Source organism: Actinospica acidithermotolerans, from assembly GCF_018139625.1.
Classification (GTDB): domain Bacteria; phylum Actinomycetota; class Actinomycetes; order Streptomycetales; family Catenulisporaceae; genus Actinospica; species Actinospica acidithermotolerans.
This window is the reverse complement of record NZ_JAGSOH010000017.1, coordinates 1-24,320: the sequence shown is the minus strand read 5'-3', so window position 1 is coordinate 24,320 and position 24,320 is coordinate 1. Positions and strand designations below refer to the sequence as shown.

General features: G+C 72.5%; 23 protein-coding genes. 14 read left to right on the top strand and 9 right to left on the bottom strand.

The window, feature by feature from the left end; genetic code table 11:
* Positions 1-140 precede the first annotated feature (140 nt).
* Together coaA and KDK95_RS08875 are read right to left on the bottom strand one after the other, a co-directional pair.
* Positions 141-1,121, bottom strand: coding sequence for a type I pantothenate kinase (gene coaA, locus KDK95_RS08880; protein WP_212517569.1), 981 nt, complete (start codon positions 1,119-1,121; stop codon positions 141-143).
* Positions 1,122-1,125: 4 nt separating this feature from the next.
* On the bottom strand, positions 1,126-2,079 hold the full coding sequence (locus tag KDK95_RS08875; RefSeq protein ID WP_212517568.1) for a DUF4349 domain-containing protein: 954 nt from the start codon (positions 2,077-2,079) through the stop codon (positions 1,126-1,128).
* A 162-nt stretch (positions 2,080-2,241) separates the two neighbouring features.
* Here KDK95_RS08875 and KDK95_RS08870 point away from each other — a divergent pair, with 162 nt between their 5' ends.
* The gene (locus KDK95_RS08870) at positions 2,242-2,745 is read left to right on the top strand and encodes a GNAT family N-acetyltransferase (RefSeq protein ID WP_212517567.1); all 504 of its coding nucleotides are present in this window, start codon (positions 2,242-2,244) and stop codon (positions 2,743-2,745) included.
* Positions 2,746-2,777: 32 nt separating this feature from the next.
* On the opposite strand, the gene KDK95_RS08865 is transcribed toward KDK95_RS08870, so the two are convergent.
* Entirely contained in the window at positions 2,778-3,566 is a 789-nt protein-coding gene (locus KDK95_RS08865; RefSeq protein WP_212517566.1) for a hypothetical protein, read from the bottom strand.
* A 98-nt stretch (positions 3,567-3,664) separates the two neighbouring features.
* Between KDK95_RS08865 and KDK95_RS08860 the strand changes: the two genes are divergently transcribed.
* From KDK95_RS08860 to KDK95_RS08815, 10 genes are all read left to right on the top strand, one after another.
* The gene (locus KDK95_RS08860) at positions 3,665-4,045 is read left to right on the top strand and encodes an ArsR/SmtB family transcription factor (protein WP_212517565.1); all 381 of its coding nucleotides are present in this window, start codon (positions 3,665-3,667) and stop codon (positions 4,043-4,045) included.
* A 137-nt stretch (positions 4,046-4,182) separates the two neighbouring features.
* Positions 4,183-4,950 (top strand): VOC family protein, encoded by a 768-nt coding sequence (locus KDK95_RS08855; protein ID WP_212517564.1) that lies wholly within the window; start codon positions 4,183-4,185, stop codon positions 4,948-4,950.
* Between the two features lie 846 nt (positions 4,951-5,796).
* Positions 5,797-7,152 (top strand): hypothetical protein, encoded by a 1,356-nt coding sequence (locus tag KDK95_RS08850; protein ID WP_212517563.1) that lies wholly within the window; start codon positions 5,797-5,799, stop codon positions 7,150-7,152.
* A gap of 191 nt (positions 7,153-7,343) precedes the next feature.
* Entirely contained in the window at positions 7,344-8,306 is a 963-nt protein-coding gene (locus KDK95_RS37380; protein ID WP_212517562.1) for a DUF4129 domain-containing protein, read from the top strand.
* The gene (locus KDK95_RS08840) at positions 8,306-8,860 is read left to right on the top strand and encodes a hypothetical protein (RefSeq protein ID WP_212517561.1); all 555 of its coding nucleotides are present in this window, start codon (positions 8,306-8,308) and stop codon (positions 8,858-8,860) included. The genes KDK95_RS37380 and KDK95_RS08840 overlap by 1 nt, the downstream gene beginning before the upstream one ends.
* Positions 8,861-8,922: 62 nt before the next feature.
* Positions 8,923-9,921, top strand: coding sequence for an AAA family ATPase (locus KDK95_RS08835; RefSeq protein WP_212517560.1), 999 nt, complete (start codon positions 8,923-8,925; stop codon positions 9,919-9,921).
* Positions 9,918-11,240 (top strand): DUF58 domain-containing protein, encoded by a 1,323-nt coding sequence (locus tag KDK95_RS08830; protein WP_212517559.1) that lies wholly within the window; start codon positions 9,918-9,920, stop codon positions 11,238-11,240. Before KDK95_RS08835 ends, KDK95_RS08830 begins: the two co-directional genes overlap by 4 nt.
* Positions 11,237-11,821 carry a hypothetical protein gene (locus KDK95_RS08825; protein WP_212517558.1) on the top strand — a complete coding sequence of 195 codons (585 nt, stop codon included), beginning with the start codon at positions 11,237-11,239 and terminating at the stop codon, positions 11,819-11,821. The genes KDK95_RS08830 and KDK95_RS08825 overlap by 4 nt, the downstream gene beginning before the upstream one ends.
* Positions 11,822-12,006: 185 nt before the next feature.
* Entirely contained in the window at positions 12,007-12,216 is a 210-nt protein-coding gene (locus KDK95_RS08820; protein ID WP_212517557.1) for a hypothetical protein, read from the top strand.
* A gap of 71 nt (positions 12,217-12,287) precedes the next feature.
* The gene (locus KDK95_RS08815) at positions 12,288-15,179 is read left to right on the top strand and encodes a helix-turn-helix transcriptional regulator (RefSeq protein ID WP_212517556.1); all 2,892 of its coding nucleotides are present in this window, start codon (positions 12,288-12,290) and stop codon (positions 15,177-15,179) included.
* Positions 15,180-15,230: 51 nt separating this feature from the next.
* Here KDK95_RS08815 and KDK95_RS08810 read toward each other — a convergent pair whose 3' ends face one another.
* Positions 15,231-16,073 (bottom strand): SAM-dependent methyltransferase, encoded by an 843-nt coding sequence (locus KDK95_RS08810; protein ID WP_212517555.1) that lies wholly within the window; start codon positions 16,071-16,073, stop codon positions 15,231-15,233.
* 135 nt (positions 16,074-16,208) lie between these two features.
* Between KDK95_RS08810 and KDK95_RS08805 the strand changes: the two genes are divergently transcribed.
* Positions 16,209-17,081: a Sco1979 family transcriptional regulator gene (locus tag KDK95_RS08805; protein WP_212517554.1), complete on the top strand. Its 873-nt coding sequence runs from the start codon at positions 16,209-16,211 to the stop codon at positions 17,079-17,081.
* A 142-nt stretch (positions 17,082-17,223) separates the two neighbouring features.
* Positions 17,224-17,433, top strand: a complete 210-nt coding sequence (locus tag KDK95_RS08800; RefSeq protein WP_212517553.1) for a DUF397 domain-containing protein — start codon at positions 17,224-17,226, stop codon at positions 17,431-17,433.
* 170 nt (positions 17,434-17,603) lie between these two features.
* Here the strand turns inward: KDK95_RS08800 and rpe are convergent, their stop codons facing one another.
* The 4 genes from rpe to def are packed head-to-tail and all read right to left on the bottom strand — an operon-like array spanning position 17,604 to position 21,180.
* Positions 17,604-18,293, bottom strand: a complete 690-nt coding sequence (gene rpe / locus KDK95_RS08795; protein ID WP_212517552.1) for a ribulose-phosphate 3-epimerase — start codon at positions 18,291-18,293, stop codon at positions 17,604-17,606.
* 29 nt (positions 18,294-18,322) lie between these two features.
* Positions 18,323-19,693, bottom strand: a complete 1,371-nt coding sequence (locus KDK95_RS08790; protein WP_212517551.1) for an RsmB/NOP family class I SAM-dependent RNA methyltransferase — start codon at positions 19,691-19,693, stop codon at positions 18,323-18,325.
* Between the two features lie 9 nt (positions 19,694-19,702).
* On the bottom strand, positions 19,703-20,638 hold the full coding sequence (gene fmt / locus KDK95_RS08785) for a methionyl-tRNA formyltransferase (RefSeq protein ID WP_212517550.1): 936 nt from the start codon (positions 20,636-20,638) through the stop codon (positions 19,703-19,705).
* The gene (def, locus tag KDK95_RS08780; protein ID WP_212517549.1) at positions 20,638-21,180 is read right to left on the bottom strand and encodes a peptide deformylase; all 543 of its coding nucleotides are present in this window, start codon (positions 21,178-21,180) and stop codon (positions 20,638-20,640) included. The genes fmt and def overlap by 1 nt, the downstream gene beginning before the upstream one ends.
* 127 nt (positions 21,181-21,307) lie before the next feature.
* On the opposite strand from def, the gene KDK95_RS08775 reads away from it, so the two are divergent.
* The gene (locus tag KDK95_RS08775; RefSeq protein ID WP_212517548.1) at positions 21,308-22,126 is read left to right on the top strand and encodes a hypothetical protein; all 819 of its coding nucleotides are present in this window, start codon (positions 21,308-21,310) and stop codon (positions 22,124-22,126) included.
* Positions 22,127-22,206: 80 nt separating this feature from the next.
* On the opposite strand, the gene KDK95_RS08770 is transcribed toward KDK95_RS08775, so the two are convergent.
* A complete protein-coding gene (locus KDK95_RS08770) occupies positions 22,207-24,237 on the bottom strand; it encodes a primosomal protein N' (protein WP_212517547.1) in 2,031 nt (676 codons plus the stop codon).
* Between the last annotated feature and the right edge of the window lie 83 nt (positions 24,238-24,320).

Below are 24,320 nucleotides of genomic sequence, written 5' to 3'. Positions count from 1 at the left end.
CTCACATCGAGCATGCGCAGCCGGCTGCGTTTCCAGCAGACGGCTGGGGCACCCTGGGGCGCGCCCCGAGTACGTCCGCAGCGGACGCTCGACCGGGTCCTGGCCAGCGGCATCCCGGCCTGGGCGCACCTGCATGCGCTTCAAAGCTTCCGCAGGCGGACGCGTTCAATGCGGTGGTCGGCGCCCTTGCGGAGCACGAGCGTGGCGCGGCCACGGGTTGGCAGCACGTTCTCGATCAGGTTGAGCCGGTTGATGTTGGCCCACGCGCCGCGCGCGAAGTCGAGCGCCTCCTGCTCCGACACCTCGGTGAAGCGGCGGAAGTACGAGCTCGGATCCGTGAACGCCGTATCCCGCAACTTGCGGAAGCGGGCCAGGTACCACTGCTCGATGTCGGACTCGCGCGCGTCCACGTAGATGCTGAAGTCGAAGTAGTCGGCCAGCGCCATCCTGGTGCGGCCGTCCTGGCCGGGCAGCGCGGGCTGCAGCACGTTCAGGCCCTCGACGATCAGGATGTCCGGCCGGTGCACGACGGCGCGCTCGCCGGGCACGATGTCGTACACCAGGTGCGAGTAGACCGGCGCGGTCACCTCGTCGCGACCCGACTTGATGTCGGCCACGAAGCGGGTGAGCGCGCGCCGGTCGTAGGACTCCGGGAAGCCCTTGCGCTGCATCAGCCCGCGCCGCTCCAGCTCGGCGTTGGGCAGCAGGAAGCCGTCGGTGGTGACGAGCTCGACGCGCGGGTGCTCGGGCCAGCGAGCGAGCAGCGCCCGCAGCAGCCGCGCGGTGGTCGACTTGCCGACCGCGACGCTGCCCGCGATCCCGATCACGAACGGGGTCTCGCGGACGCCGCCGGTCTCGGCCGGGTCGCCGAGGAAGGTGCCGAGCGCGCCGCGCAGGCCGTGCACCGCGCCGACGTACAGGTTCAGCAGCCGTGAGATCGGCAGGTACATCTCGCGGACCTCGTCGAGGTCGATCTCGTCGCCGAGGCCGCGCAGCTGCTCGACCTCCTCGGCCGTGAGCGGCAGCGGGGTGCGCTCGCGCAGGCCGCTCCAGCTCTCGCGGTCGAGGTCCACGTACGGGCTCGCCGGGGCGAGTTCCCCGGCCGGCGGCAAGATCGGCATCCACCTATTCTGTCCGATGCCCCGGACGGCGGCTCCACCAGGTCAGCCGTCGGGCCCGGCGCACCGGCCACCACAGCAGGGCGACGAGCACGGCGAACGGCGTCACCCAGCCGGCGCCGATCATGATCACCCGGAACACGGCCAGCAGCGCGTGCCAGCCGGCGTGCAGCGCGGAGAGGAAACCCGCCTGGCGAGGTGCCGGTTCGACCGTCGCGGCGCCGGCGGGCTCGTAGTACCCGATGGTCACCGTCGCGTAGGCCGTCTGGTCGGCGAGAGCGCGCTGCTGCGCCTCCAGCGATTCGAGGTCTGACTCCCGGGTGGCAAGGGCCTGCTCCAGCGAGATCAGGTCGTTCATCGAGGCCGCCTTGTCGATCATGCCGCGCAGCTCGGCGATCGAGGACTGCGCGGAGGCGATCCGGCTGTTCACGTCGGCGACCTGTCCGGTCACATCCGTCGCGGACCGGGTGCGGTACGCGACGTCGCCCGAACCGGCCAGTTCGGCGAGCACGGCGTCGAGTTTCGCCGGCGGCACGCGCACGAGCAGGAGCGCCTCGTCGGAGTTCGCCGCGGCGTCCGGCGCCGGCAGGGACAGGGGGCTGACTCCGGTATCAGTGCTCTCGGACGAGTCCGCGGTGGTGACCGTGCCCGGCAGCACCTGCGTGCCGACTCCCTCCGCCTCCCCCGCGACGTACCCGCCCGCCGCGACGACGTCCTGCTCGGCCTGTCCGGCGGCCTGCTCGGGATCCTTCACGGCGAGCTGCAGCCCCGCCATGACGATCAGATCGGCGGTGTTCCTGACGTCCGTCTTCGAACTCGCCGCGGTGCTCCCCGATTGCGCCGCGCCGGCGTTGCCCTGCGCGGCCGGGACCTGGCGGCCCGCGCTCGTCGACGAACCCGCCGACGAGCTGTTACGACTGCAGCCCGCGAGGATGCCCGTTCCGGCGACTCCCAGCGCCAACAGGATGATCATTCCCACCGTGCGACGCACACGTCTGCGTATTCTCGTCATGCCTGGCTCCCCATCCCTCCGCCGCTTGTTCGGCGCAGCTTGGATGCGGAGGGTCTTGACCCGGTTCCGGGGGAAACCGAAATGAAACCCGGGAGGTTTAGCGTGACGGGCATGTCCGAGTTCGAGGTAGTCCCGATGGCCGCCGAGCACGCGGACGCGGTGCTGGCGATCTACCAGGCCGGCCTCGACACCGGGAACGCCTCCTTCCAGACCGCGGCTCCCGACTGGCCGACGTTCGACGCGGGGAAGCTGCCGCTCCACCGCTTCGTCGCGGTCGCGGCGCAGGACGGCGCGGTGCTCGGCTGGGTGGCCGTCTCGGCGGTCTCCAGCCGGCCCGTCTACGCGGGCGTCGTCGAGGTCTCGGTCTACGTGAGTCCGGACGCGCGCGGCGGCGGCGTGGGCCGGGCGCTGCTCGCCAGGGTCATCGAGTCGACCGAGGCCGCGGGCGTCTGGACGCTTCAGGCGGGGATCTTCCCGGAAAACGTCGCCTCGCTCGCGCTGCACGAGCGGGCGGGCTTCCGAACGCTCGGCGTGCAGGAGAAGATCGGCAAGCACGGTGAGCGCGGCTGGCGCGACGTCGCCCGACTAGAACGGCGCAGCCCCATCGTGTTCTGAGTCGTCTTCCAAGTACTGTCCGGACGCGGTTTCTACAGCAGCCCGGTGGCGATCAGGCCGCCGAAGACGAGCAGCGTCGCCGCGGTCAGCAGATTCGCCCGGCGCTCGATCCACGGCCCGGTGAGCAGCGAGGCACCGAGCGACGCGGCGACCGTCAACCCCACGATCGTCGCCACCGTCACGCCGGCGAAGACCAACAGCGAGCCGACCGCCGCCGCCGCGCCGAGCGCGCTTGCGGCGAGGAAGACCGGAAGGATCGTCAGATCCGGCGACGCCGCGGCCCCGAACGGCACCGCAAGCGCGAGCGCCCCGCGCACCCGCCCGCCGCCGGTCGCTGAGGTGTGCGCGTGAGCGTGATCCGACCCGTGATCATGTCCGTGTCCGTGACCATGATCATGGCCGGCCTTGTATGCATGAGCGTGCCCACCGTCGTGAACATGTCCGTGATCATGCCCGTGCTCGTGGCCGTCTCCGTGCGAGTGGTCGTGCGGATTGCCGTGCGGATGGCCGTGCCCCCGACCGGTCAGTTCGAGCGCGAGGAAGACCGCGCCCGTCGTGATCAGCAGTCCGCCGACGACGTAATCCTCATAGCGCAGGACCGCCGCCCGGAAGCTCAGTCCGACCCCGATCAGCAGCGCGCCGAGCAGCAGCGACAGCAGCACGTGGGTGCCGGCGGCGGCGAGCGAGCGGCGCACGACGCGGGGCAGCGGGTCCTTGCGGGTGCGGCTGAGCACCGCGAGCGGAGCCCAGTGGTCCGGCAGCACGGCGTGGCCGAAGCCGACCCCGGCCGCGGCGAGAACGAGCGCGGAGGCGGAGTTCATGCATGCCACGGTACCCGACACCTTCACATCAGTGAATATGGGAAGGTAAATGCACACAGCTGCTTCCTGCGGATAGTTCGCAGGTGAGATGATGAGGCATGGTCCCCGCAGCAGACCCCGGCGAGCATCTCCAGGAACACCACAGACCCGCGCTCGGCCGCATCCTGCCCGACGCCCACGTCCAGTTCGCCGTCTCCTACCTGGACATGCTCGCCGAGCCCACCCGGCTGCGGCTGCTGTGGGCGCTGCGCGACGGGGAACTCGGCGTCAGCACCCTGGCGGAGACGGCCGGGTGCACGCCCACCGCCGCGAGCCAGCACCTGGCCAAGCTGCGGCTGGCCGGCCTCGTCGACCAGCGCGCCGAGGGCCGCGCGCGCTATTACCGGCTGCGCGGCGACCACATCAAGCCTCTGCTCGACGAGGCTCTTCGCCAGGCGGAGCACGCCGTCGAGAACATCCCGCACGCGGAGAACGTGTAGCCCCGCCCGCCCCCGCCGGAACCGATAGAACGGTGAGTCGGCCGGATTGGGCGCGAATGTCGGACGTCGGTGGCAGAGTGACTCGGGTAGGACCGAATCATCCCGAAAACGGCGATCCCGCCAGGAGGCTGAGCACGATGCCCGATTGCACCCACCCGCACCCGCAGGGGTCTGTCGCGTGGCTCGACACGCTGCTCACCAGGCAGCAGGAGTGCCTGCAGTTCTACCAGCCGCTGCTCGGCTGGACCGGAGATCCCGACCCGAACGACGAGAACACGCGCTACGCGGTGCAGCAGGTGCACGGCAAGACGGTGGCGGGAATCGGCTACATGCCGGAGGACCAGCCGATGATGCCCTGGACGGGGTACTTCTCGGTCCGCGACGCCGAGGCCACCGTCGCCAGGATCCCGGAGCTCGGCGGCAAGGTGATCTGCCCGGCGATGAACGCCGGCGAGATGGCCCGCTTCGCGCACGGCGTGGACCCGGGCGGCGCGCACTTCGGCCTGTGGCAGGCGCTCTCGTTCCACGGCTTCGAGATCTACGGCGAGCCGGGCTGCCTGTACTGGTTCGAACTGGTGACGACCGAGGGCAAGGCCTCGGCCGAGTTCTACGGCGCGCTGTTCGACGCCGAGGTGCAGGCGATGGAGCAGATGCCGGACTCGTACTGGACGCTGCACGTGGACGGCGAGCCGCGGGCCGGGATCTTCCGGGTGGACGAGGTGGAGACCCCGCACTGGCGGCCGTACTTCCAGGTCGCCGACGTGGACATCGCGGTCGCCGCGGCGCTGGCGGGCGGCGCGCACCTGGCCGACCCGGTCGCCGACACGCCGTTCGGCCGCATGGCCGGACTGACCGACCCGAACGGGGTCGAGTTCAAGCTGGCGGTGCCGCCGACCGGGAGGTGACGCGCGCCGCGCAGAACAGACGTGAACCTCCACCGAGGTCCGCAGGATGGCCGGCGGGAAGGCCGCGGTCAGGGTCGAGTTCAAGCTGGCGGTGCCGCCGACCGGGAGGTGACGCGCGCCGCGCAGAACAGACGTGAACCTCCACCGAGGTCCGCAGGATGGCCGGCGGGAAGGCCGCGGTCAGGGTCGAGTTCAAGCTGGCGGTGCCGCCGACCGGGAGGTGACGCGCGCCGCGCAGAACAGACGTGAACCTCCACCGAGGTCCGCAGGATGGCCGGCGGGAAGGCCGCGGTCAGGGTCGAGTTCAAGCTGGCGGTGCCGCCGACCGGGAGGTGACGCGCGCCGCGCAGAGGTGAACCTCCGCCAGGGTCGGCAGGATGAGGTGGCGGGAAGGCCTGCGCGACCGGGCAATCACGTCTGCGGTGTCAGATCCGCGGGAGTCGCAGCGGCAGGTCGCGGGAGTCCGCGAGCGTGGCGCGACGGGCCGGGTCGGGCCGCCGAGGGGTCCCATCGGCGGGGGTGACCGGTTGCACCGGCCCGTCGCACAGCTTCCCCCCGCTGTACTCCACCGTGCGGGGTCTCCCGGCCCCGGGCAGGTGTGAGCGCGACCGGCGCCCCTCCGTCGCCGCCCGAGCCACCGGACCAGCATGCCCGGCGACCGGCCGCCATGGGAGTCCTGCGCCGTGGCGGGAACCTGCCGTGGCGCAACTGCGCCACCGAAACCGAGGGTTTCTCTCACGTTCGGAGAACGCTTCCGGCCGCGGTGATCGGAACCTGGCGACGTACGCCGCGGTGTGGGTAGTCTGACCTGCCGTCAGTTGCGAGCACTGCCGCGGAAGGGCGGGCATGGACGCGCAGGAAACGACGACAGACGTGCAGGTGGCAGCGGTGGGCGCCTTGGGAGACGGCGCCGCGGCACCGCTGGATCCGGCACGGGCGCCGAGCACGCCGATCCCGCGGGATGCAGGACCTTCAGCGGACGTACTGGAGGCAGCTGTCGCGACGACCGAGCCGAAGCCGCCGAAATCGGTCACAGCGGTGCCGGTCATCGCCGCGACCACGCCGAGCCCGCTAAACGTGGCCATGCCGCAGACCTCACCCGACGCCTACGCTCCGGCGAACCCCGCAGCCGCACGGGACATGCCGCAGGCCTTGCCCACTGCCTACGCTCCGGCGAACCCCGCAACCGCGCCGACCATGCCACAGGCCTTACCCGACGCCCTCGCTCCGGCGAACGCCGCGGCCGCGCGGGACGTGCCGAAGCGGCCGACGTTGCACGGGGAGTTCATGCGGGTGGTGCGGACGCGGCCGGACTGGCTTTACGGGCTGCTGTGCAGTTGGGGCTTCGGGTACGGCTTCCTGGCGTACATCGTGCTGTTCACCCGTCCGGACCTGACCAACGATCCGATGCCGACGGTCGTGCTCGTCGTGCTGAGCGCGATCGCGGACGGGTCGCTGACCAACCAGCTCGCCGCCGAGCCGGTGTGGGCGGCGGATCTGCTGCGCTCCGGCGAGGATCCGGCGCGGATCCTGCGGGTGCGCAACCTGATGCTGTTCATCTGCGAGTTCTTCTTCGTGTGCACGGTCATCGCGATCGTCGCGCGGCTCGGACACTCGGACGCATGGGTGCCGCGGGCGCTGCCGGAGCTCGCCGTGCTCCCGCTGGCGCCGATCGCGATCGGCAACATCACCTCGGTCCTGGTGCCGACGCCGTTCATGCGGCTCAACTGCCGCTTCCAGGCTCCGGGCACGTGGGTGCGCTGGTCGATCTACGTGACGATCCCCTTCGTGCTCAGCTCCCTGTCGCTCGCCCTCTACTGGCTGCCCTCGAAGCTGGAGACGCTCTACGAGCCGAAGGTGCTGCGCACCATCGGCTCCCTCAAGCACGTCACGGTCACGCTCGCCTCGGCCACGCACGTGTACGTCGCGATCTGGCTCGTGCTGATCCCGCTTTGGCAGCTCGGCGTCTGGCTGGTGTCGCTGCGGCTCGCGGACAGCATGGCGCGGATGCGGCGGCACGGGCTGGCCCGGCTGATGGACCGGCACACGGAGCTCGCCGACTCGCTGCCGAAGCTCTCGCTCTATCAGTCGACACGGCAGCTGCCGGCTCGGTTCCGGGAGATCCCCACCGACGTGCGCGCCGAGCTCAAGCTCATCGGCTCGGAACTGCTGGAGGCGTCGACCACGCTCTCCCGCCTCTGACGGTGCCTCCAAGCGCGGGCCGACCGCCGCCGGTTGCACCGCCCCGCCCGCCTCACCACCCGGCCCGCCTCGCCACGGCACGCCACCGGACGGCGCAGTATCGACCGGTGCATGTGCTGACAGCGAGGTGCGGGCTGTGGCAGGGTGGCAGGCGGTACATTCTCCGGCGCGCCGAGGCGGCGGGGCACGACGTGGGGAAGAAGTACGTGAACAAGGGCGCCATGGGGCAAAGCGGACGAATACGCGTGCCCCGGCCCGTGCTCGCCGTCGTCGCCGTGCTGCTGCTGGCGCTCGGCGCGTCCGCGCTGGCTTCGGCGAAGGGTGCGGCCACGCACGGCTCCGGGCCGCTGGCCGACCAGTGGTGGCTGTTCGCCGCCGCGGCGGTGGGCGTCGGGATCGTGTCGATCGTCAAGCTGCGCGAGCGCATCTCGGCGACGGAGCCCGACTCCTCCGCGCAGGCCCGGCTCAACCGCGGCGTGCTCGCGGTCGTCGCGGTGCTGACGGCGGCCGTGCCGGTCACGCTGTACCTGATGCGGCCGCAGGCCTCGGGCGTCCAGGATTCGTGCGGGTCGCAGTGCATCCAGATCCTGACGACCGGCACGCCGTCGGCGACGCCCCAGCAGCAGAAGCCGACGACGAACGCGAATACGCACCACACCACCTTCAAGCTGCCGCTGAGCCTGATCCTGGCGATCCTCGGCGTCATGCTGCTGCTCGTGGCCGCCGCGGCCGTCGCGCTGCTGATCCTCAAGCTGCGCGAGCTCGGCAAGGACCAGCCGGGCATCACCGGCGCGCCGCCGCCGGCGCTCGCCGAGGAGGCGCAGGACGAGTCGGTGCTCGGCGCGGCCCTGCTGGCCGGGCGCAACGCGCTGGAGGGTGAGGCGCGAGCGGCGATCATCGCGTGCTACGCGGCGATGGAGGACTCGCTGGCCGAGGCCGGCGTGCCGCGTCTGGAATCCGACAGCCCGGCCGACCTTCTGCGCCGCGCCACGGAGAGCGGCCTGGTCAGCGGCCCCGCTCCGCTGGTCCTGGCCCGGCTGTTCCGCGAGGCCCGCTTCTCCACGCATCCGATGAACGCCGCTCAGCTCGACCAGGCGCGCCACGCGCTGGACGCGATCACCGCGCAGCTCACGGCGAGCGCGGAGGCCGGCTGATGGTCTTCGAGCGTCCGCCGGTCCCTCGCCCCCGGGTGCTGCTCTCGATGCTCGGCGCCGGCGCGCTCGCCATCGAGGTCGTGCTCGTGCTGGTCGGCGGCTGGCTCGCGGCCGGAACCGGCCTGATCCTGCTGACGGTGCTCGGGATCGGGCTCGCCGCGTACGTGAGCGGCTCCGAGGTGATGGACGGCCGGTACCGCCGCCCGCTGCGGATGGTCCGGCAGCGCAATCTGAGCATGCTCGGCTGGACCTCGCTGGTCGCCGCGGCACGCTCGTCCACCGGCAACTTCCAGCACGCCGTCAAGCCCGAGCTGGAACGCCTCTACGCTGTACGCCTGGCCGAGAAGTACGGCATCAGCCTGCACGCCGAGCCCGAACGGGCCGCCGAGCTGATCGGCCCGGACCTGTGGCCGTGGATCGATCCGCGCCGGGCGCCGACGCCGCCGCCGGCGAAGGGGCCGCGGCAGGCGCTGGACCGGCGCAGCGCGGCCCCGGCCCCGCCGCCCACCGACGCCGTCCTGAGCGCCCTGGTGGACCGGCTGGAGCAGCTCTGAGCCTTCCGTACGACCTTTGACGACCTGTACTGAGACACCGGGACCCGAGGAATCGAACCGAGATGACCGACGAACTGACGCCCCAGCAGGCGGGGCAGCGCGCCCGGACCGTGCTCGACGAGGTGGAACGCGCCGTGGTCGGCAAACGCCACGCGCTCGAACTGGTGATGATGGGCGTGCTCGCCGGCGGCCACGTGCTCATCGAGGACCTGCCCGGCCTCGGCAAGACCCTGCTGGCCCGGTCCTTCGCCACCTCGCTCGGCCTGGACTTCACCCGCATCCAGTTCACCCCCGACCTGCTGCCCTCGGACGTGACCGGCGCGCCGTTCTACGACCAGCGCTCCACCGAGATGGTCTTCCGGCCCGGACCCGTCTTCACGCAGCTGCTGCTCGCGGACGAGATCAACCGGACGCCGCCGAAGACCCAGGCGGCGCTGCTGGAGGCGATGGCCGAGAGCCAGGTCACCGTGGACGGCGTGACCCGGCCGCTGCCGCAGCCGTTCGTGGTGATCGCGACCGAGAACCCGATCGAATACGAGGGTACGTATTCGCTGCCCGAGGCGCAGCTGGACCGCTTCCTGCTGCGCACGCGGATGGGCTACCTGCCCGCCGAGGACGAGGCCGCGATGCTCAAGCGGCGGCTCGAGCGGGCCGTGCCGGAGGCGGTGCTCGAGGCGAAGACGGACGCCTCCGAGGTGCTCGCGATGCGCGCCAGCCTGGAGAAGGTCGAGGTGGACGAGGACCTGCTCAACTACGTCATCGCCCTGATCACCGCGACCCGCGAGCACGCGCAGGTGCAGGTCGGGGCCTCGCCGCGGGGCGGTCTCGCGCTGGTCCAGCTCGCCCGCGCGCACGCCGTGCTGCGCGGCCGGGACTACGTGGTGCCCGAGGACGTGAAGGCGGTCGCGGTGCCCGCGCTCGCGCACCGGATCACGCTGCGGCCGGAGCTGTGGGTGCGCCGCATCAGCTCGGACGACATCGTCGCCGGCCTGGTGCGGTCGGTGCCGACGCCGCGCACCATGCCCAGGGAAGCGGCGGCGCAGGACGCGGCCGGCGCATGAAACCGAGCCTGCTGCGGGCGCTCGGCGGCGCGCAGACGCCGGTCGAGCCGCTGGAGCCGCCGTCGGCCCGGCCGACGGGCTGGCGGCTGTCCGAGCGCGCGCACCGGCTGACCCTGGTGGCCGCCTGCGCGCTGATCGGCGCGCTGGTCAGCGGGCACGCCTGGGCGTTCGCATTCGCCGCGGGGCCGGTCGTCTGGCTGCTGCTGGCCGCGACGCCGGGCTCCCGGCCGGAGCGGGTCGAGGGACGCACGAGCGTCCCGGTGCGACGCTGTTTCGAGGGCGAGCCGATGCGGGCGCGGATCGAGCTGTCCTACGTCGGCGCGGCCGGCGGCCTCGACCCGGCCGTCTACCCGGGGCCGGGCGTCGAGCTGATCGACCTCGCGCAGAACGGCGCGGTGCTCGACCTCGAATTCACCGCGCGCCGCTGGGGCCGCTGGAGCCTGGGCACGGTGGACGTGGACGTCTACGACCGCGGTGGTCTGGCGCGCCAGACCGTGCGGGTCGAGCTGGGCGAATGCGAGATCTTCCCGCTGCCCGACGACAGTTCCCTGACGCCGATCCCGACGCGGCTGCCGAACCGGCTCGGCGAGCACACCTCGCGGCAGCACGGCCAGGGCCTGGAGTTCGTCGGCGTCCGTCCGTACCGCTGGGGCGACCGGCAGCGCCGGATCCACTGGGCCGCGACGACCCGCCGCGGATCGGTGCAGATCAGCGAGTTCGCGGCGGAGCAGGCGACGGACGCGGTCGTGCTGCTTGACGCGTTCGGCGACGTGGTCGGCGCGCACGGCGGCAGCACGCTGGACGACTCGGTCCGGGTGGCCGCCGGCATCGCCCGCGCGTATCTGCGCAGCCACGACCGGGTCGGCATCGTCTCGCTCGGCGGCCGGCTGCGCTGGCTCTCCCCGGGGACCGGCGGGCAGCACCTGCTGCGGATCGTCGAATCGGTGCTCGAGGTGCGCCGCGACCTCGGCTACCAGACCCCCGACCTGGACCGGGTGCCGCCGCCCGCGCAGCCGAACGGCGCCCTGGTCTACGCCGTCACCCCGCTGGCCGACGACCGGTTCGTGGACGCGCTGCAGGACCTCGCGCTGCGCGGGAACCCGGCGGTGGTCGTGGAGATCCCGGTCGGCGAGCCGCGGCTCGATCCCGACGACCCCGGGGCGCCGCTCGCGCTGCGGCTGTGGCGGCTCGACGGCGACGCGCTGCGCTTCAGCCTGACCGAGCGCGGCCTGCCGGTGGTGACCTGGGAGGGCGAGCACTCGCTCGACCTCGCCCTCGCGCCGCTGCTGCGCCGGCCCGTGCACGGGAGGACGCGATGAAGAGGATCGAGCCCCCGAAGACGGAGTCACTGCCGACGCGCGTCCTCGGCGCGGCGCTGCTCGTCGGCGCCCTCGATCCGGCGGGCTGGCCGGACTACCTCAGCCCGCAGTGGTTCTTCGGGGGCCTGGCGCTTCTCGCCGGTTTCTGGGCGGGATCACCGGTCGTCGACCGGCCCGAGGCGCGGTCGCACCGGTTCTGGCACCAGGTCCAGCGCTATCGCAACACCCTCCTCGCCGCGGCGGCCGCGCTGCTCGCCGCGTTCCAGAGCCCGCCGGTGTGGCTGATGGTCGTCGAGCTCGCGCTGCTGCCGGCCTACCTCATCCTCGCCGACGCGGGGACCGCGCCCGGGCGCCCGGCAGGCCAGCAGCTGAATCACGCCGTATACGCCTACGCCGGGTCCGCCCTCGTACTGCTCGCGGCCCTGGCACCGGTCAGCGGCGGCGGCTGGGGCCGGATCGTGGCTGGCGCGGCCGTGCTCGGCACGCTCGGACTGCTGTTCGCGGCGGTCAGCGTGCGGTACGCGGCGGGCTACCGGACGCACCCGGCGAGCGGCCCGAACCAGGCCGACCGACGGCACTAGGCCAGGCCTAAGGTAGCGCTCGTCGATCTTGCGCCGCCTGAGGTAGCCACGGCGCCGTCTAAGGTAGCCGGCGGCCGCGAGGAGGCCCGCGGAATCGGGAGATCGTCCGATCCGCCGGGCCTACCTGGGGCGGGAATCTTGAGTCACCGGGGAGATCCCCCGGAGAACGGCTCGAGGAGATCCCGATGATGAACCCCCAGACCGACTACAGCTTCAGCTACGCGCTCGCCGCCCAGCGGCAGGCCGAGCTGGAGGCCGCCGCCCGGCGCAACGCCGTGGTGCGCGCGCTCAAGCTCGGCAGGCGCGAGGCCCGGCGCCGGGACGGATCCGGCGGCGCACGGGCCAGGATCCCGCAGCAGCGCGGCGCGGCGAAGTGCGCCGCGGACATCGGATGAGCCGGGTGGACGCGGGCCCGGCCCGGATAACCCCTCTCCGATTGTCGGCGCGCCATGGGAGACTCGGCGGTGTGGCGAGGTCAGTGAGTAGGGAGTTCATCGGCCGCAAGAGCGAGCTGGCCAAGCTGCGGGCCGCCCTCGAGCGGTCCGCGGCCGGGTCCGCGCAGACGGTCCTGCTCGGCGGGGAGGCCGGGGTCGGCAAGTCCCGGCTGGTCGAGGAGTTCGCCCGGCGCAGCGGGGCGCTGCTGGCGGCCGGATCCTGCATCGAGGTCGGCGGGGACGGCGTGCCCTACGCCGCGTTCACCGGCGCGCTGCGCTCACTGGACGACGCGGACCTGATCACCTGCGAGGGCTGGGAGCGCGACGAGCTCGCCCGCCTGCTGCCGGAGTTCGGCGCCGCGCCGCCGGCCAGGATCGACGACCAGTTCGCCCGCTCCCGGCTGTTCGAGGCGGTGCGCGCGGTGCTGGTCTGCGCGGCCGCCGAGAAGCCGCTGATCCTGCTGCTCGACGACCTGCACTGGGCCGACCGGGCGACCCGCGACCTGTTCGGCTACCTGGCCCGGGTGCTGCGCGGCGACCGCGTGCTGCTGATCGGCACCTTCCGCGACGACGAGCTGCACCGCGGCCATCCGCTGCGCCCGCTGATCGCCGAGCTCTCCCGGGTGCGCGAGGTGGAGCGGATCGATCTGCGCCGGTTCAGCCGCCGGGAGAGCGCGCTGCATCTCGCGGCGCTGCTGAGCTCGCCGGTCACCGAGGAGATGGTAGAGGACGTCTACTGCCGCGCCGAGGGCAACGCGTTCTTCACCGAGGAGCTGGCCTGCAGCGTGGAGTGCGGGGATGCGGACGAGCTGTCCTGGACCCTGCACGACCTGTTCCTGACCCGGGTGGAACGGCTGCCCGAGCCGACGACGGCGCTGCTCCGGCTGATCTGCTGCGCCTATCAGCCCACGCATACGGCGCTGATCGCGCGGCTGGCCGGGCTGGACGAGTCCGAACTCGCCGACCGGCTGCGCCCGGCCTTCGACGCGCACATCCTGACCGGCGACTGCACCGAGGACGCGTTCCGCTTCCGGCACGCCCTGATGCGTGCCGTGCTGCGCGAGGATCTGCTGCCCGGCGAGCGCGCGCGGATCTGCCGGCGGCTCGGCGAGATCCTGGAGGAGTCGCCCGAGCTGGTCGGCGACGACGCCCGCGAGGTGCAGTCGGCGCACTACTGGTACCGGGCGAACCAGCCGGACAAGGCGCTGAAGGCCTCGCTGCGTGCGGCGAAGGTCGCCAACGCGCGCTTCGCGTTCTCCGACGAGCTCGCGATGCTCGAGCGCGCCCTCGAGCTGTGGTCGGCGGTGCCGCGCGACGGGCAGGACCCGGCCGACGAGGTCTACTGGATGTACCGCGCCTCGCTGGCGGCCGGCCGCGCCGGCAACCCGGACCGCGGCCTGTCCTTCGCCGAGGCCGGTCTCGCCGCGATCGACGAGCAGGCCAGGCCGACGCTCGCCGCGCACCTCTACGACCAGCGCGCGATGCACCGTGCGCACCTCGGCCGGATCGAGTTCGAGGACTGGTACCGCGCCGTCGACCTGCTGCCCGCCGACCGCTACCCGGCCAAGCGCGCCTTCGTGCTCGCGCGGCTCGCGTCGAAGCTGTGCATCTACGGCCGGGTGAGCGAGGCCCTGCAGGTGGCCACCGAGGCGCGCGATCTGAGCCTGAAGTACGCGGACCAGGAGGACCGGGTGCTGGCGCTGTCGGCGTACGCGACGGCGGTGTTCCACTCGGGCGACTGGGAGCGGGGCCTCGAGCTCCAGCACGCCGCCCGGGACGAGGCGAGGGCGATGGGCCGGACCCCGACGCTGCTCTCGCGCACTGAGATCTTCATCTCCGACGAGCTCTGCAAGGTCGGGCTGTACTCGGAGGCCGCGGGCATCGCCGGGGGCGCGCTGAGCACCGTCTCGGCGTCGAACCGCGCCCAGCGCGGCATGCTGCGCAACAACGTCGCCGAGCCGCTGATCGAGCTCGGCCGCTGGCAGGAGGCCACCGAGCAGATCGACGCGGACCTGAACCACAGCCTGCCGGGCATCCAGGATCCGAGCCTGCTCAGGATGCGTGCGCTGCTGCAGATCGCACGCGGCGAGCTGGATGCGGCGGACCTGTCGCTGCGCAGCGTCGTCCAGCGCCGGCACGCGCAGGGCGCCGACGAGGAGCTGCAGTACCGGATCCCGGATCACGCCGCGCTGCTCCAGCTCGCGGCCGCGCGCGGCCGCATCGACGAGGCGCGCGCGGCGGTGCGCGCCGTGCTGGGCGACGGGGTCGGCGAGGGCTACGAGTGGTGGGCGTGGCAGCTGCTGTACGCGGCGGCGGTCGCCGAGGCCGAGCTCGGCGGCGAGGGTCCGGACTCGACGATCGGCCTGCTGCGCGACGCCGCGGAGAAGATGCCGCGGCGTGCGCCGATCCACGAGCTGTACGCGGCGCTGGTCGAGGCGGAGCTGGACCGCCGCTCGGCGGACTGGGCGGCGCTGGCCGAGCGGGCCGACGGGATCGGCGCGCCGGTGTTCCTCAGAGCCCAGCTGAGGCTCCGTCAGGCCGCGGCCACTGCCGGGACGCCGGGACGGCGCCAGGAGGCCGCAGAGGCGGCGCGGGAGGCGCGGGCGGCGGCCGTGCGGCTCGGGGCGGCGGCGCTGTTGGCCGAGATCGACGAGCTGGCCCGCAGCGCGCGGCTGATGAGCGTCGTGCCCGCGGAGGAGGTGGAGAAGGCCGTCGCGGCGCCGCAGCTGACGGCCCGTGAGACCGACGTGCTGCGGTTGGTGGCGGAAGGCCTGTCGAACGGCCAGATCGGCGCGAGGCTCTACATCACGACGAAGACCGTGTCCGTGCACGTCTCGAACATCCTCGCCAAGCTCGGCGTCTCGTCCCGCACCGAGGCGGCCGCGGTCGCGCATCGGGACCACCTGCTCGACGACGTCGCCTGACTGAGGCGGCGCGGTCGAGCCGATGGTCCCGGGGAGGGATCCGACGTGCCGTTAGGGCTTGCGTCCCACGGCGCCGGCGATGCAGCGCTGGGCCGAGGTCAGCGACTTGAGCTGCGGCCCGTCCGGCCACCAGTCCGCGCAGCGCACCAGGCCGGGCTCGACCAGCTCGAGGCCGTCGAACAGTTCGAGCAGCTCGGCGTGGGTGCGGAAGGTGCCCGAGCCCATCGGGCTGTGCAGGAACGCGTCCTCCGCGTCGCGCGCGGTGGTGCTGTGCTCGTTCTGCGGGTCGAGGAAGTGCGAGAGCCCGACGTACGAGCCGGAGGGCAGCGCGTCGATGAACTCGCGCATCATGGCCTTCGGCTGCTCACGCGGGCCGTTGTAGTGGTGCAGGGTGCCCATCTGGAACAGCGCGAGCGGCCGGCCGAAGTCGATGAAGCTGCGGATCTCCTCGTTCTCCAGGATCGACTTCGTGTCGAAGATGTCCGCGTTGACGAAGCGGCAGTTCTCGTTCTCCTCCAGCAGCGCGCGGCCGTGGGCCAGCACCACCGGGTCGTTGTCCACGTAGTTGACCCGCGCCTCCGGGCGCAGCCGCTGCACCACCTGGTGCACGTTCTCGGCGGTCGGCAGGCCGGAGCCGAGGTCGAGGAACTGGTCGATGTCGGTCTGGGTGGCCAGGAAGCGGCACACCCGGATCAGGAAGCCGCGGTTCTCGAAGGCGAGCTCCTGGGCCGATGGCATGTGCTCCTGGACCTGCTTGAGCACGGTGCGGTCGATCTCGTAGTTGTCCTTGCCGTTGAGGAAGGCGTCGTAGACCCGCGCGATACTCGCCCTCGTGGGGTCCACCCCCACCGGCGGCAGCTTGTCCGTCACCGGGGGGGCGGGGGTTTCCGTCATCGTAGCGATCTCCTTAACCGACTGTGTTTTTCCACGACTCGGCACTGGCGTTCGGGCGTGAGGTAACTTAGCGTAGAACCCTGTACCACGTTCGCAATTGCACGAATCCTGATCCGCAGCGAGGAAGGACCGAGGATGACGGCCGCTGAGAACACCGCCGGACGCGCCGGGCCCTCGGTCCGCAGGCTGATTCTGGGCAGCCAGCTGCGCCGGCTGCGCGAGAAGGCGGGCATCAGCTGCGCCGAGGCCGGATACAGCATCCGCGGCTCGGCCTCGAAGATCAGCCGGCTGGAGACCGGCCGGATCAGCTTCAAGGAGCGCGACGTCGAGGACCTGCTCACGCTCTACGGGCTCAACGACCCCGAGGAGCGCCAGCAGCTGATCTCGCTGGTCGCGCAGTCCCGGCAGACCGGCTGGTGGCACCGCTACAACGAGCGGATGCCGAAGTGGTTCGAGGACTTCGTGGGCCTCGAGGAGGCCGCGGCCCGAATCCAGAGCTGGGAACTGCAGTTCATCCCCGGCCTGCTGCAGACGCCGGACTACGCGCGCGCCGTGATCGCGCACGGCCAGCCGCGGGCGGCTCAGGAGACCATCGACAGCCAGGTCGACCTGCGGATGCGCCGCCAGCGGATCCTGAACGGCACGAACCCGCCAAGGCTGTGGATGGTCGTCGACGAGTCGGTGCTGCACCGCACGCTCGGCAGTCCGGCGATGCTCAAGAAGCAGATCGAGCACCTGCTCGAGGCGGTCCAGCACTCGCACATCTCGCTGCAGATCGTGCCGTTCTCGCGCAGCGGCTACGTGGCCGAGGGCGCGTTCTCGGTGCTCCGCTTCGCCGAGGCGGAGCTTCCGGACATCGCCTACATCGAACATTTGACTGGTGCGCTCTATCTGGAGCGCCCGGACGAGCTCGAGGTCTACGGACGCGCCTTCGACCGCCTCGTCGTGGACGCCGAGACGCCTCGTGGGAGCCGTCAGCTCCTTGAGAAACTTCGGCTGGAACTGTAGCCGAGAACAGATTTGCGCATCACTGGGACGTGTGATTTCCACACGTGCCCCTTCGCTGAGCCGCGTACGCGTGCTACGTTCTGCACGAAGCACATGCAATTGCAGAACTACGGTGCACGGGATTCATCGAAAGGCTGCGCACATGAGCAAGAACACGAAGATCACCGGCTGGCGCAAGAGCTCCTACAGCGGCTCCCAGGGCAACTGCGTCGAGTTCGCGCCGTTCGGCGGGGAACTCGTCGCGGCGCGCAACTCGCGCGACCCCGAGGGCGCCGTCCTCTTCTTCGACCGCGCCGAGATGGGCGCGTTCCTCGCCGGCGTCAAGAACGGCGAACTCGACAACCTCGGCTAGGACCTGCGGGCTCCCCCATCCCCCGCGACAGGTCCGCGGGAACGGGCCGTGCTCTCCGCATCACCCGACGACGCGGAGGGCACGGCCCTTTCCCATGTTCGCACGCGAAGGCCGTCAGGACACGTCCCTACGCGTCAGTATTCGAAATCAGCGGGTTCGGCAAGGCGCGCTCAGTGCGCGCACGCCCAGGAGGAGTCCGAGGTGGCCTTCTCCGCGAGCGCGCGCAGCTCGCGCACCGCGCGGTCCCGGTCCTCGGCCGCGTACACGGCCGAGCCGGCCACGAACACGTCGGCGCCCGCGTCGGCGCAGCGCTCGATCGTCTCGGCGGAGACGCCGCCGTCCATCTGCAGCCAGATCTGGCCGCCGTGCCGGGCGATCGCGTCGCGGGTGCGCCGCACCTTCGGCAGCACCGTCTCCAGGAACTTCTGGCCGCCGAATCCCGGCTCCACCGACATGATCAGCACCATGTCGAGCTCCGGCAGCAGGTCCTCGTAGGGCTCGATCGGGGTCGCGGGCTTGAGCGCCATCCCGGCCCGCGCGCCGGCCGCGCGCAGGCTCCTGGCCAGCCGGATCGGCGCGGCGGCCGCCTCCACGTGGAAGGTCACCGAACGCGCGCCCGCCTCGGCGTACGCGGGGGCCCAGCGGTCCGGGTCCTGGATCATCAGATGGCAGTCGAGGGGCAGCTCGGAGACCTTGAGGAGCGACTCGACGATCGGCAGGCCGAGGGTCAGGTTGGGCACGAAGTGGTTGTCCATCACGTCCACGTGCACCCAGTCGGCCGCCGCGGAGATGGCGGCCACCTCGTCCGCGAGGCGGGCGAAGTCGCTGTTGAGGATCGAGGGCGAGATCTGTACGGCCATGGACCCCATTCTGCCCTACCGCGCGACGGTCACCTGCGCCGGAGCAGCGCGATGTACATCGCATCGGTGCCGTGCAGATGCGGCCACAGCTGCACGTCGGGACCGTCGCCCAGCTCGGGGACGCCCGGCAGGTGGGGGCGCGCGTCGAGCTGCTCCACGTCGTCCCGGCCGCGCAGCACGTCCTCGACCACGATGCGGGTCTCGGCGAGATGCGGCGAGCAGGTGACGTAGCCGACGAGGCCGCCGGGCCGGGCCGAGTCCAGGGCGCTCGCGAGCAGCTTCTTCTGCGTCTCGGCGAGCAGGGCCACGTCCTTGGCCTCGCGGCGCCAGCGCGCCTCGGGCCGGCGGCGCAGCGCGCCGAGCCCCGTGCACGGCACGTCCGCGATCACCCGGTCGAACAACCCGCCCCGCCACGGCGGCTCCGTGCCGTCGGCCGTGATCACCTTGTGCAGGCCCGGGATCGGCTGCAGCGCACGCTTGACCAGCCGGGCGCGGTGCGGCGCGAGCTCCGCGGCGACGAGCCGTCCGCCGCGCTCGGCGACGGTCGCGGCCAGCAGCGCCGCCTTGCCGCCGGGGCCCGCGCACAGGTCGAGCCAGAGTCCGTCATCGCCGTCCAGCGGCGCGTCGGCCACGGCCAGCGCGACGAGCTGGCTGCCCTCGTCCTGCACACCGGCGCGGCCGCGCCGCACCAGCTCGAGCCGACCGGGATCGCCGTGCGAGAGGTAGGCGGCGGTCGGCGCGAACCGGCCCGGCTCCGCGCCCTCGTCCAGCAGGTCCTCGACGCTCGCCAGCCCCGGCCGGGCGACCAGCGTCACGCCGGGCCGCTCGTTGTCCGCCGCCAGCAGCCGGTCGATCTCGTCGTGCGCGACCTTGCCGCCGCGGTGCGCGGCGAGGCTGTCCCAGAGCGCCGAGACGATCCAGCGAGGGTGCGCGCGGTCGAGCGCGAGGTAGCCCTCGGGGTCATCCTGCGGATCGGGGGCGATGCGCTCGATCCACTCGTCGAACGAGGACCGGCCGACCCGGCGCAGCACGGCGTTCGACATCCGCGCTGCGCCTTCGTGCAGCACCTCGCGGGCCAGGTCGACCGTCGCGGCGACGGCGGCGTGCGGCGGGATGCGCGTGGCCAGCAACTGGTGCGCGCCGAGCCGCAGCAGGTCCAGCAGTTCCGGGTCGAGCTGCGTGAGCGGCCGGTCCACGCACTCGGCCAGGATCGCGTCGTACGTGCCCTGCGCGCGCAGGGTGCCGTAGGCGAGCTCGGTCGCCAGCGCCGCGTCGCGCGAGTCCAGGCGGCGCTCGGCCAGCAGGCCGGGCAGCACGAGGTTGGCGTACGCGTCGTTCTGGGAGACCGAGCGAAGCGTGTCGTACGCGGTCCGCCGCGCCGGGTCGTTGGTTGCAGGCATCGGATGATCTTATTCGAACCGGGCGGCGTCGTCGGTCAGCCGCAGGCCCCGCGCCCAGTCGGCGGCGCTCATCCGCTTCTTGCCCTGCGGCTGCACGTCGCCGAGCCGCACCACGTGCCCGGAGCCGGTGCCCACCGTCATCCCGCGCTTGTCCAGCACGATCCGGCCCGGCTCGACGTCGCAGGCGCCGGGCAGCGGGCTGAGCGGGAAGAGCTTCACCCGCTCGCCGCCCAGCGTCGTCCACGCGCCGGGCGCGGGCGTGCACGCGCGCACCTGCCGGTCGATGTGCTGGGCGGGCGTCTTCCAGTCCACGCGCGCGTCCTCGACGGTGATCTTCGGCGCGAGCGTGATGCCGTCGTTCGGCTGCGGCACGGGGTGCAGCTCGCCGTCCTCGATCCCGTCGAGCGTCGCGACCAGCAGGCGGGCCCCGTCGATGGCGAGCCGCTCCAGCAGGTCCCCGCTCGTGTCGGTGCGCCGGATCTCCTCGGTCACCGTCCCGTACACCGGACCGGTGTCCAGCCCCTCCTCCAGCAGGAAGGTGCACGCGCCGGTGATCTCGTCCCCGGCGAGCAGCGCGTGCTGCACCGGTGCCGCGCCGCGCCACGCGGGCAGCAGCGAGAAATGCAGGTTCACCCAGCCGCGCGGCGGAATCGCCAGCGCGGCCGGCGGAATCAGCCCGCCGTACGCGACGACCGGGCACACGTCCGGCGCCAGCTCCGCGAGCCGCTCCAGGAACTCCGGATCCCGCGCGCGCCGCGGCGCCAGCACCTCGATCCCGTGCGACTCGGCGACCTTCCGCACCGGCGACCGCTCCATCCGGCGACCACGCCCCGTGGGCGCGTCCGGCCTGGTCAGCACGGCGACGACCTCGTGCCGCGAGGAGGCGATCAGCGCCTCGAGCGAGGGAACTGCAGGCTGCGGCGTACCCGCGAACAGAATGCGCATCAGCGGGCCCGACCGAACGTCGGGTGCGGCGACTCCTTCACCCGAACCGTCTGCCCCGCCCAATCCGCCTGCCGGATCGCCCGCAGCGCCGCCTTCCGCTGCTCCCGGTCCAGCCGGTCGACGAACAGGATGCCGTCGAGGTGGTCGGTCTCGTGCTGCACGCACCGCGCCAGCATCTCGCTCCCCTCGACCACGATCGGATCCCCGTACTCGTTGAAGCCCTTCGCCACCACCCGCAGCGCCCGCGTGCACGGGAAGCGCAGGTCGGGAATCGACAGGCACCCCTCGTCCCCGTCCTGCGTCTCGTCGGACAGGTCCAGCGTGGGGTTCACCAGATGCCCCAGCACGCCCTCCACGTTGTACGTGAAGACCCGCAGCGACACTCCCAGCTGCGGCGCCGCCAGCCCGGAACCCGGAGCGTCGACCATCGTCTCCGTCAGATCCTTGACGAGAACCCGCAGCTCCTTGTCGAAGTCCACCACGGGCTCGGCCGGGGTGCGCAGCACCGGATCGCCGAAGAGCCTGATCGGTCGGATCGCCACGGTTCGAGCCCCTTAAGCCGCGCTGGACGTTGTTCCACACAAGTTTACCGGCGCGTCGACCCCCCTCGGGCCGTGTCGGAGGCAGGTGGCACTCTGATGACGCATCCAGCCGACCGAGGGGGAAGCAGTGGGCTACGACCTGCACATCACACGCGCGGACCATTGGTGGGACCACGCCATGTATCCGATCTCGCTGGAGGAATGGATCGCGGTCGCCGAGGCCGAACCACGCTTGAGGAAGCACTCGGTCGGCGCCGGCCGGCCGCCGGCCTTCACCTTTCCCGGCGACGACGGCGATACCGGCTGGACGCTCGGCTGGCGGGAAAGCCTGATCACGATCTGGAAGGCCCACGACATCGCGGCCGAACTCGCCGTCATCGCGCAGAAGCTCGGCGCCCGCCTTGTCGGAGACGACGGGGAGGAATACCACGCCGACGGCACCTCCACGCCGTGGATCGCGCCGAGGCCGATCCTCCTCGACCGCCCCCTGCACCTCCACGAGGCCGCCAAGGCGTGGGAAGCCATGCTCGAACGGCAGGACGGCTTCCAGGGGTACGGACCCCTGCCTCACCACGCGGTCTTCGCCTTCGGCTCGTTCCGCGAATTCGCCGGCCGCGAAGTGGACGCCGCTGACGTCCCCGACGCCGACGGCCTGCTCTACCAGTACGGACCGGCCGGCCAGGACGGCGAGTCGGTGTTCATCCTGAGTCTCGTCCGACAGCTGGCCACCGACGCCGACGGCGGGTTGGCCCGGGTCGAATGCCGCCTGGACTTCGGCATGACGCCCGATCTCGCCGCCCTCGGTTCGTTCCACGAGTGGTGGTTCCCCGAATCCGGCACTTCTCGCGGGCGCTTCTTCGAGGCGCTCGGGGCGCGGCCGGAGAACAAGCTAATCAACTCCTTGACTCCATCCGCGGTCTGCTTCAGTACCGATTCCGTGTGCTGAACCGAGGGCGGCTGCGGCCGGGACGATCGGGCAGGGCATGTGCCACGGCAGCGTCGGACAGCGGCCGCGAGCCGAACGCCCTACGCCAGGTCCACCGGATCGATCCGGATCCAGACCGGGTCGGCGCCGTGCTTCGCGGTGCGGACGCCGAGCGCGGACTTGAGGGCCTTGGCCAGGCGGGCGCCGTCGGCGCGGTCGCAGCGGACGAGGATGCGCTCGGTCTGCTCGCCGGCGCGCTGGACGGGGACGGGGCCGAGGAGCTGGGCGCCGTCGGGCAGGTCGGCGAGGTCCAGTATTTCGCGGAGGGCGGGGTACGGGCCGGTGAGTTCGGCGATGCGGGCGCTGGGCGGGTAGCCGAGCTCCGTGCGGTCGGCGAGTTCGCGGCGGGCGAAGGCGGCGGGGTCCCAGCGCAGCACGGCCTGGGCCGCGGGCAGCGTGCCGTCGGCGCAGAGCAGGACCGCTCCCCCGCGCGACGCGGGTCTGACCAGCGCCGCGGCGCCGAGCCAACGGCGGACGGCCTGCTCTGCGGCGCGGAGCGTCGGGAGGTTGAGGATCTCGGGGGCGTCGAGGAGCAGGGCGGCGGCGTAACCGCCGTCGGCCAGGGGCTCGGCACCCGGGGTCGCGAGGACGAGGGCCGGCTCGCCGGGGACGACGTCGATCACGCCGCGCGCGGCGTTGCTTTCGCGCACCAGCGTGCCGGGAAACGCGCGGCCCAGCTCTTCCGCGCTGCGGTGGACACCTGTCGCACGAGAACGCAGCGCGACGCCGTTACAGTTCCGGCAGCTCCACGGGGTCGCGGCGCGTCCGCACCAGCCGCACTTCGGATCCTGCCGCGGGCCGGGCTGCGCCAGCGGGCCGTTGCAGTGCGCGCAACGCGCGGTTTCGCGGCACTGGGCGCACGCGAGCCTGGGGCGGTAACCGGAGCGCGGGACCTGGACCAGCACCGGACCGTGCGCCAGCGCCTCGCGCGCGAGGCGGATGGCCTGCGGCGGCAGGTGACCGGCGACGGCGCCCGGGTTCAGCTCGCGGTCTCGTCCGCGCTCCTCGTTCAGCGCGAACACGCGCGGGGTGTGGTCGCGCACGACGGCGCGCGGGGCCGCGAGCGGCCGGGCCCAGTGTCGTTGCACGAGGTGCGCGGCCTCGGCCGTGGCCGTGTATCCGGCGATCAGTGCGCCCGCCTTCGCCTGGTGCGCACGCATGAGCAGCACTTCACGCGCGTGCGGGTACGGCGCTAGGCGCGTGGCGTGGCCGGAGTCGGCGTCGTCCCAGATCGCGACGAGCCCGAGGCTGTCGATCGGCGCGAACTGCGCGGCCGCGGTGCCGACCACGGCACGGACCTGACCCCGGCTCAGCGCGAGCCAGCGGCGGTAGCGCTCGGCTGCGCCGAGGTCGGCGGTCAGCGCGACGTGGCGCCCCTCGCCGAGCGCCTTGGTCAGCGCCAGATCGATCCGCGCCACGTCGCGGCCGGTGGCGGCGATGACCACGGCGCCCCGGCCCCCGGCGAGCGTGGCCTGGACTGCGGCGGCGAGCGCTCCGTAGGCGTCCGAGTTCGGCAGCACGGTCCACACCGCGCGCGGCGCCTCGCCCGAAGCGAGGGCGCCGAGGAACCCGGCCCCGCCCGGATACGCCGACCACGGCGCCGGATCAGGAGCCTGGATCGGCCCGAGCGGGCGCGGCGACGGCTTCTCGGCCTCGGTCGCGGCGTGCCGGGGCGGGATGACGAGCCGCAGCACGTCGGCCAGCGTGCCGCTGTAAGCGTCGGCGACCTGGCGGGCGAGGGCGAGCAGGTCGGGGCTGAGCACCGGCTCCGGCGAGAGGACCCGCTCGATCGGCACCAGCGAGCCGGTGAAGTCGGAGCTCTCGCAGCGCTCGATCAGGAAGCCGTCCACCAGCCGCCCGGCGAACCGCACCCGCACCCGCACGCCCGGCTGCGCCGTCTCCGCGAGCTTCGCGGGCACGGCGTAGTCGAAGTAGCGGTCGAGATGCGGCGGCTCGAGATCCACCGCGATCCGGGCCACGGGCCGATCCTCAGCCGGCTGCACCGGCTTCGGCGGCGCCGACACCCGGGCACGCACCAGCGCCAACTGCTCGTGCACGGCGCCCTTCTCCACGAATCCCCATTAAACAACCCGCCGCCGACAGTACGTGAGCCCTCCCACGCCCGCTGCGCGACCGGCGCGGCGGGGGCGGCGGG

What these genes read in the sequence shown, in the direction of transcription:
- fmt (WP_212517550.1), bottom strand. Translation starts at nt 20,638, where the DNA reads ATGCGCATTCTGTTCGCGGGTACGCCGCAGCCTGCAGTTCCCTCGCTC.
- KDK95_RS08860 (WP_212517565.1), top strand. Translation starts at nt 3,665, where the DNA reads ATGGTCCCCGCAGCAGACCCCGGCGAGCATCTCCAGGAACACCACAGA.
- KDK95_RS08830 (WP_212517559.1), top strand. Translation starts at nt 9,918, where the DNA reads ATGAAACCGAGCCTGCTGCGGGCGCTCGGCGGCGCGCAGACGCCGGTC.
- KDK95_RS08850 (WP_212517563.1), top strand. Translation starts at nt 5,797, where the DNA reads ATGGACGCGCAGGAAACGACGACAGACGTGCAGGTGGCAGCGGTGGGC.
- KDK95_RS08800 (WP_212517553.1), top strand. Translation starts at nt 17,224, where the DNA reads ATGAGCAAGAACACGAAGATCACCGGCTGGCGCAAGAGCTCCTACAGC.
- KDK95_RS08835 (WP_212517560.1), top strand. Translation starts at nt 8,923, where the DNA reads ATGACCGACGAACTGACGCCCCAGCAGGCGGGGCAGCGCGCCCGGACC.
- KDK95_RS08810 (WP_212517555.1), bottom strand. Translation starts at nt 16,073, where the DNA reads ATGACGGAAACCCCCGCCCCCCCGGTGACGGACAAGCTGCCGCCGGTG.
- KDK95_RS08870 (WP_212517567.1), top strand. Translation starts at nt 2,242, where the DNA reads ATGTCCGAGTTCGAGGTAGTCCCGATGGCCGCCGAGCACGCGGACGCG.
- KDK95_RS08790 (WP_212517551.1), bottom strand. Translation starts at nt 19,693, where the DNA reads ATGCCTGCAACCAACGACCCGGCGCGGCGGACCGCGTACGACACGCTT.
- coaA (WP_212517569.1), bottom strand. Translation starts at nt 1,121, where the DNA reads ATGCCGATCTTGCCGCCGGCCGGGGAACTCGCCCCGGCGAGCCCGTAC.
- KDK95_RS08840 (WP_212517561.1), top strand. Translation starts at nt 8,306, where the DNA reads ATGGTCTTCGAGCGTCCGCCGGTCCCTCGCCCCCGGGTGCTGCTCTCG.
- KDK95_RS08855 (WP_212517564.1), top strand. Translation starts at nt 4,183, where the DNA reads ATGCCCGATTGCACCCACCCGCACCCGCAGGGGTCTGTCGCGTGGCTC.
- rpe (WP_212517552.1), bottom strand. Translation starts at nt 18,293, where the DNA reads ATGGCCGTACAGATCTCGCCCTCGATCCTCAACAGCGACTTCGCCCGC.
- KDK95_RS08865 (WP_212517566.1), bottom strand. Translation starts at nt 3,566, where the DNA reads ATGAACTCCGCCTCCGCGCTCGTTCTCGCCGCGGCCGGGGTCGGCTTC.
- KDK95_RS08825 (WP_212517558.1), top strand. Translation starts at nt 11,237, where the DNA reads ATGAAGAGGATCGAGCCCCCGAAGACGGAGTCACTGCCGACGCGCGTC.
- KDK95_RS08820 (WP_212517557.1), top strand. Translation starts at nt 12,007, where the DNA reads ATGATGAACCCCCAGACCGACTACAGCTTCAGCTACGCGCTCGCCGCC.
- KDK95_RS08805 (WP_212517554.1), top strand. Translation starts at nt 16,209, where the DNA reads ATGACGGCCGCTGAGAACACCGCCGGACGCGCCGGGCCCTCGGTCCGC.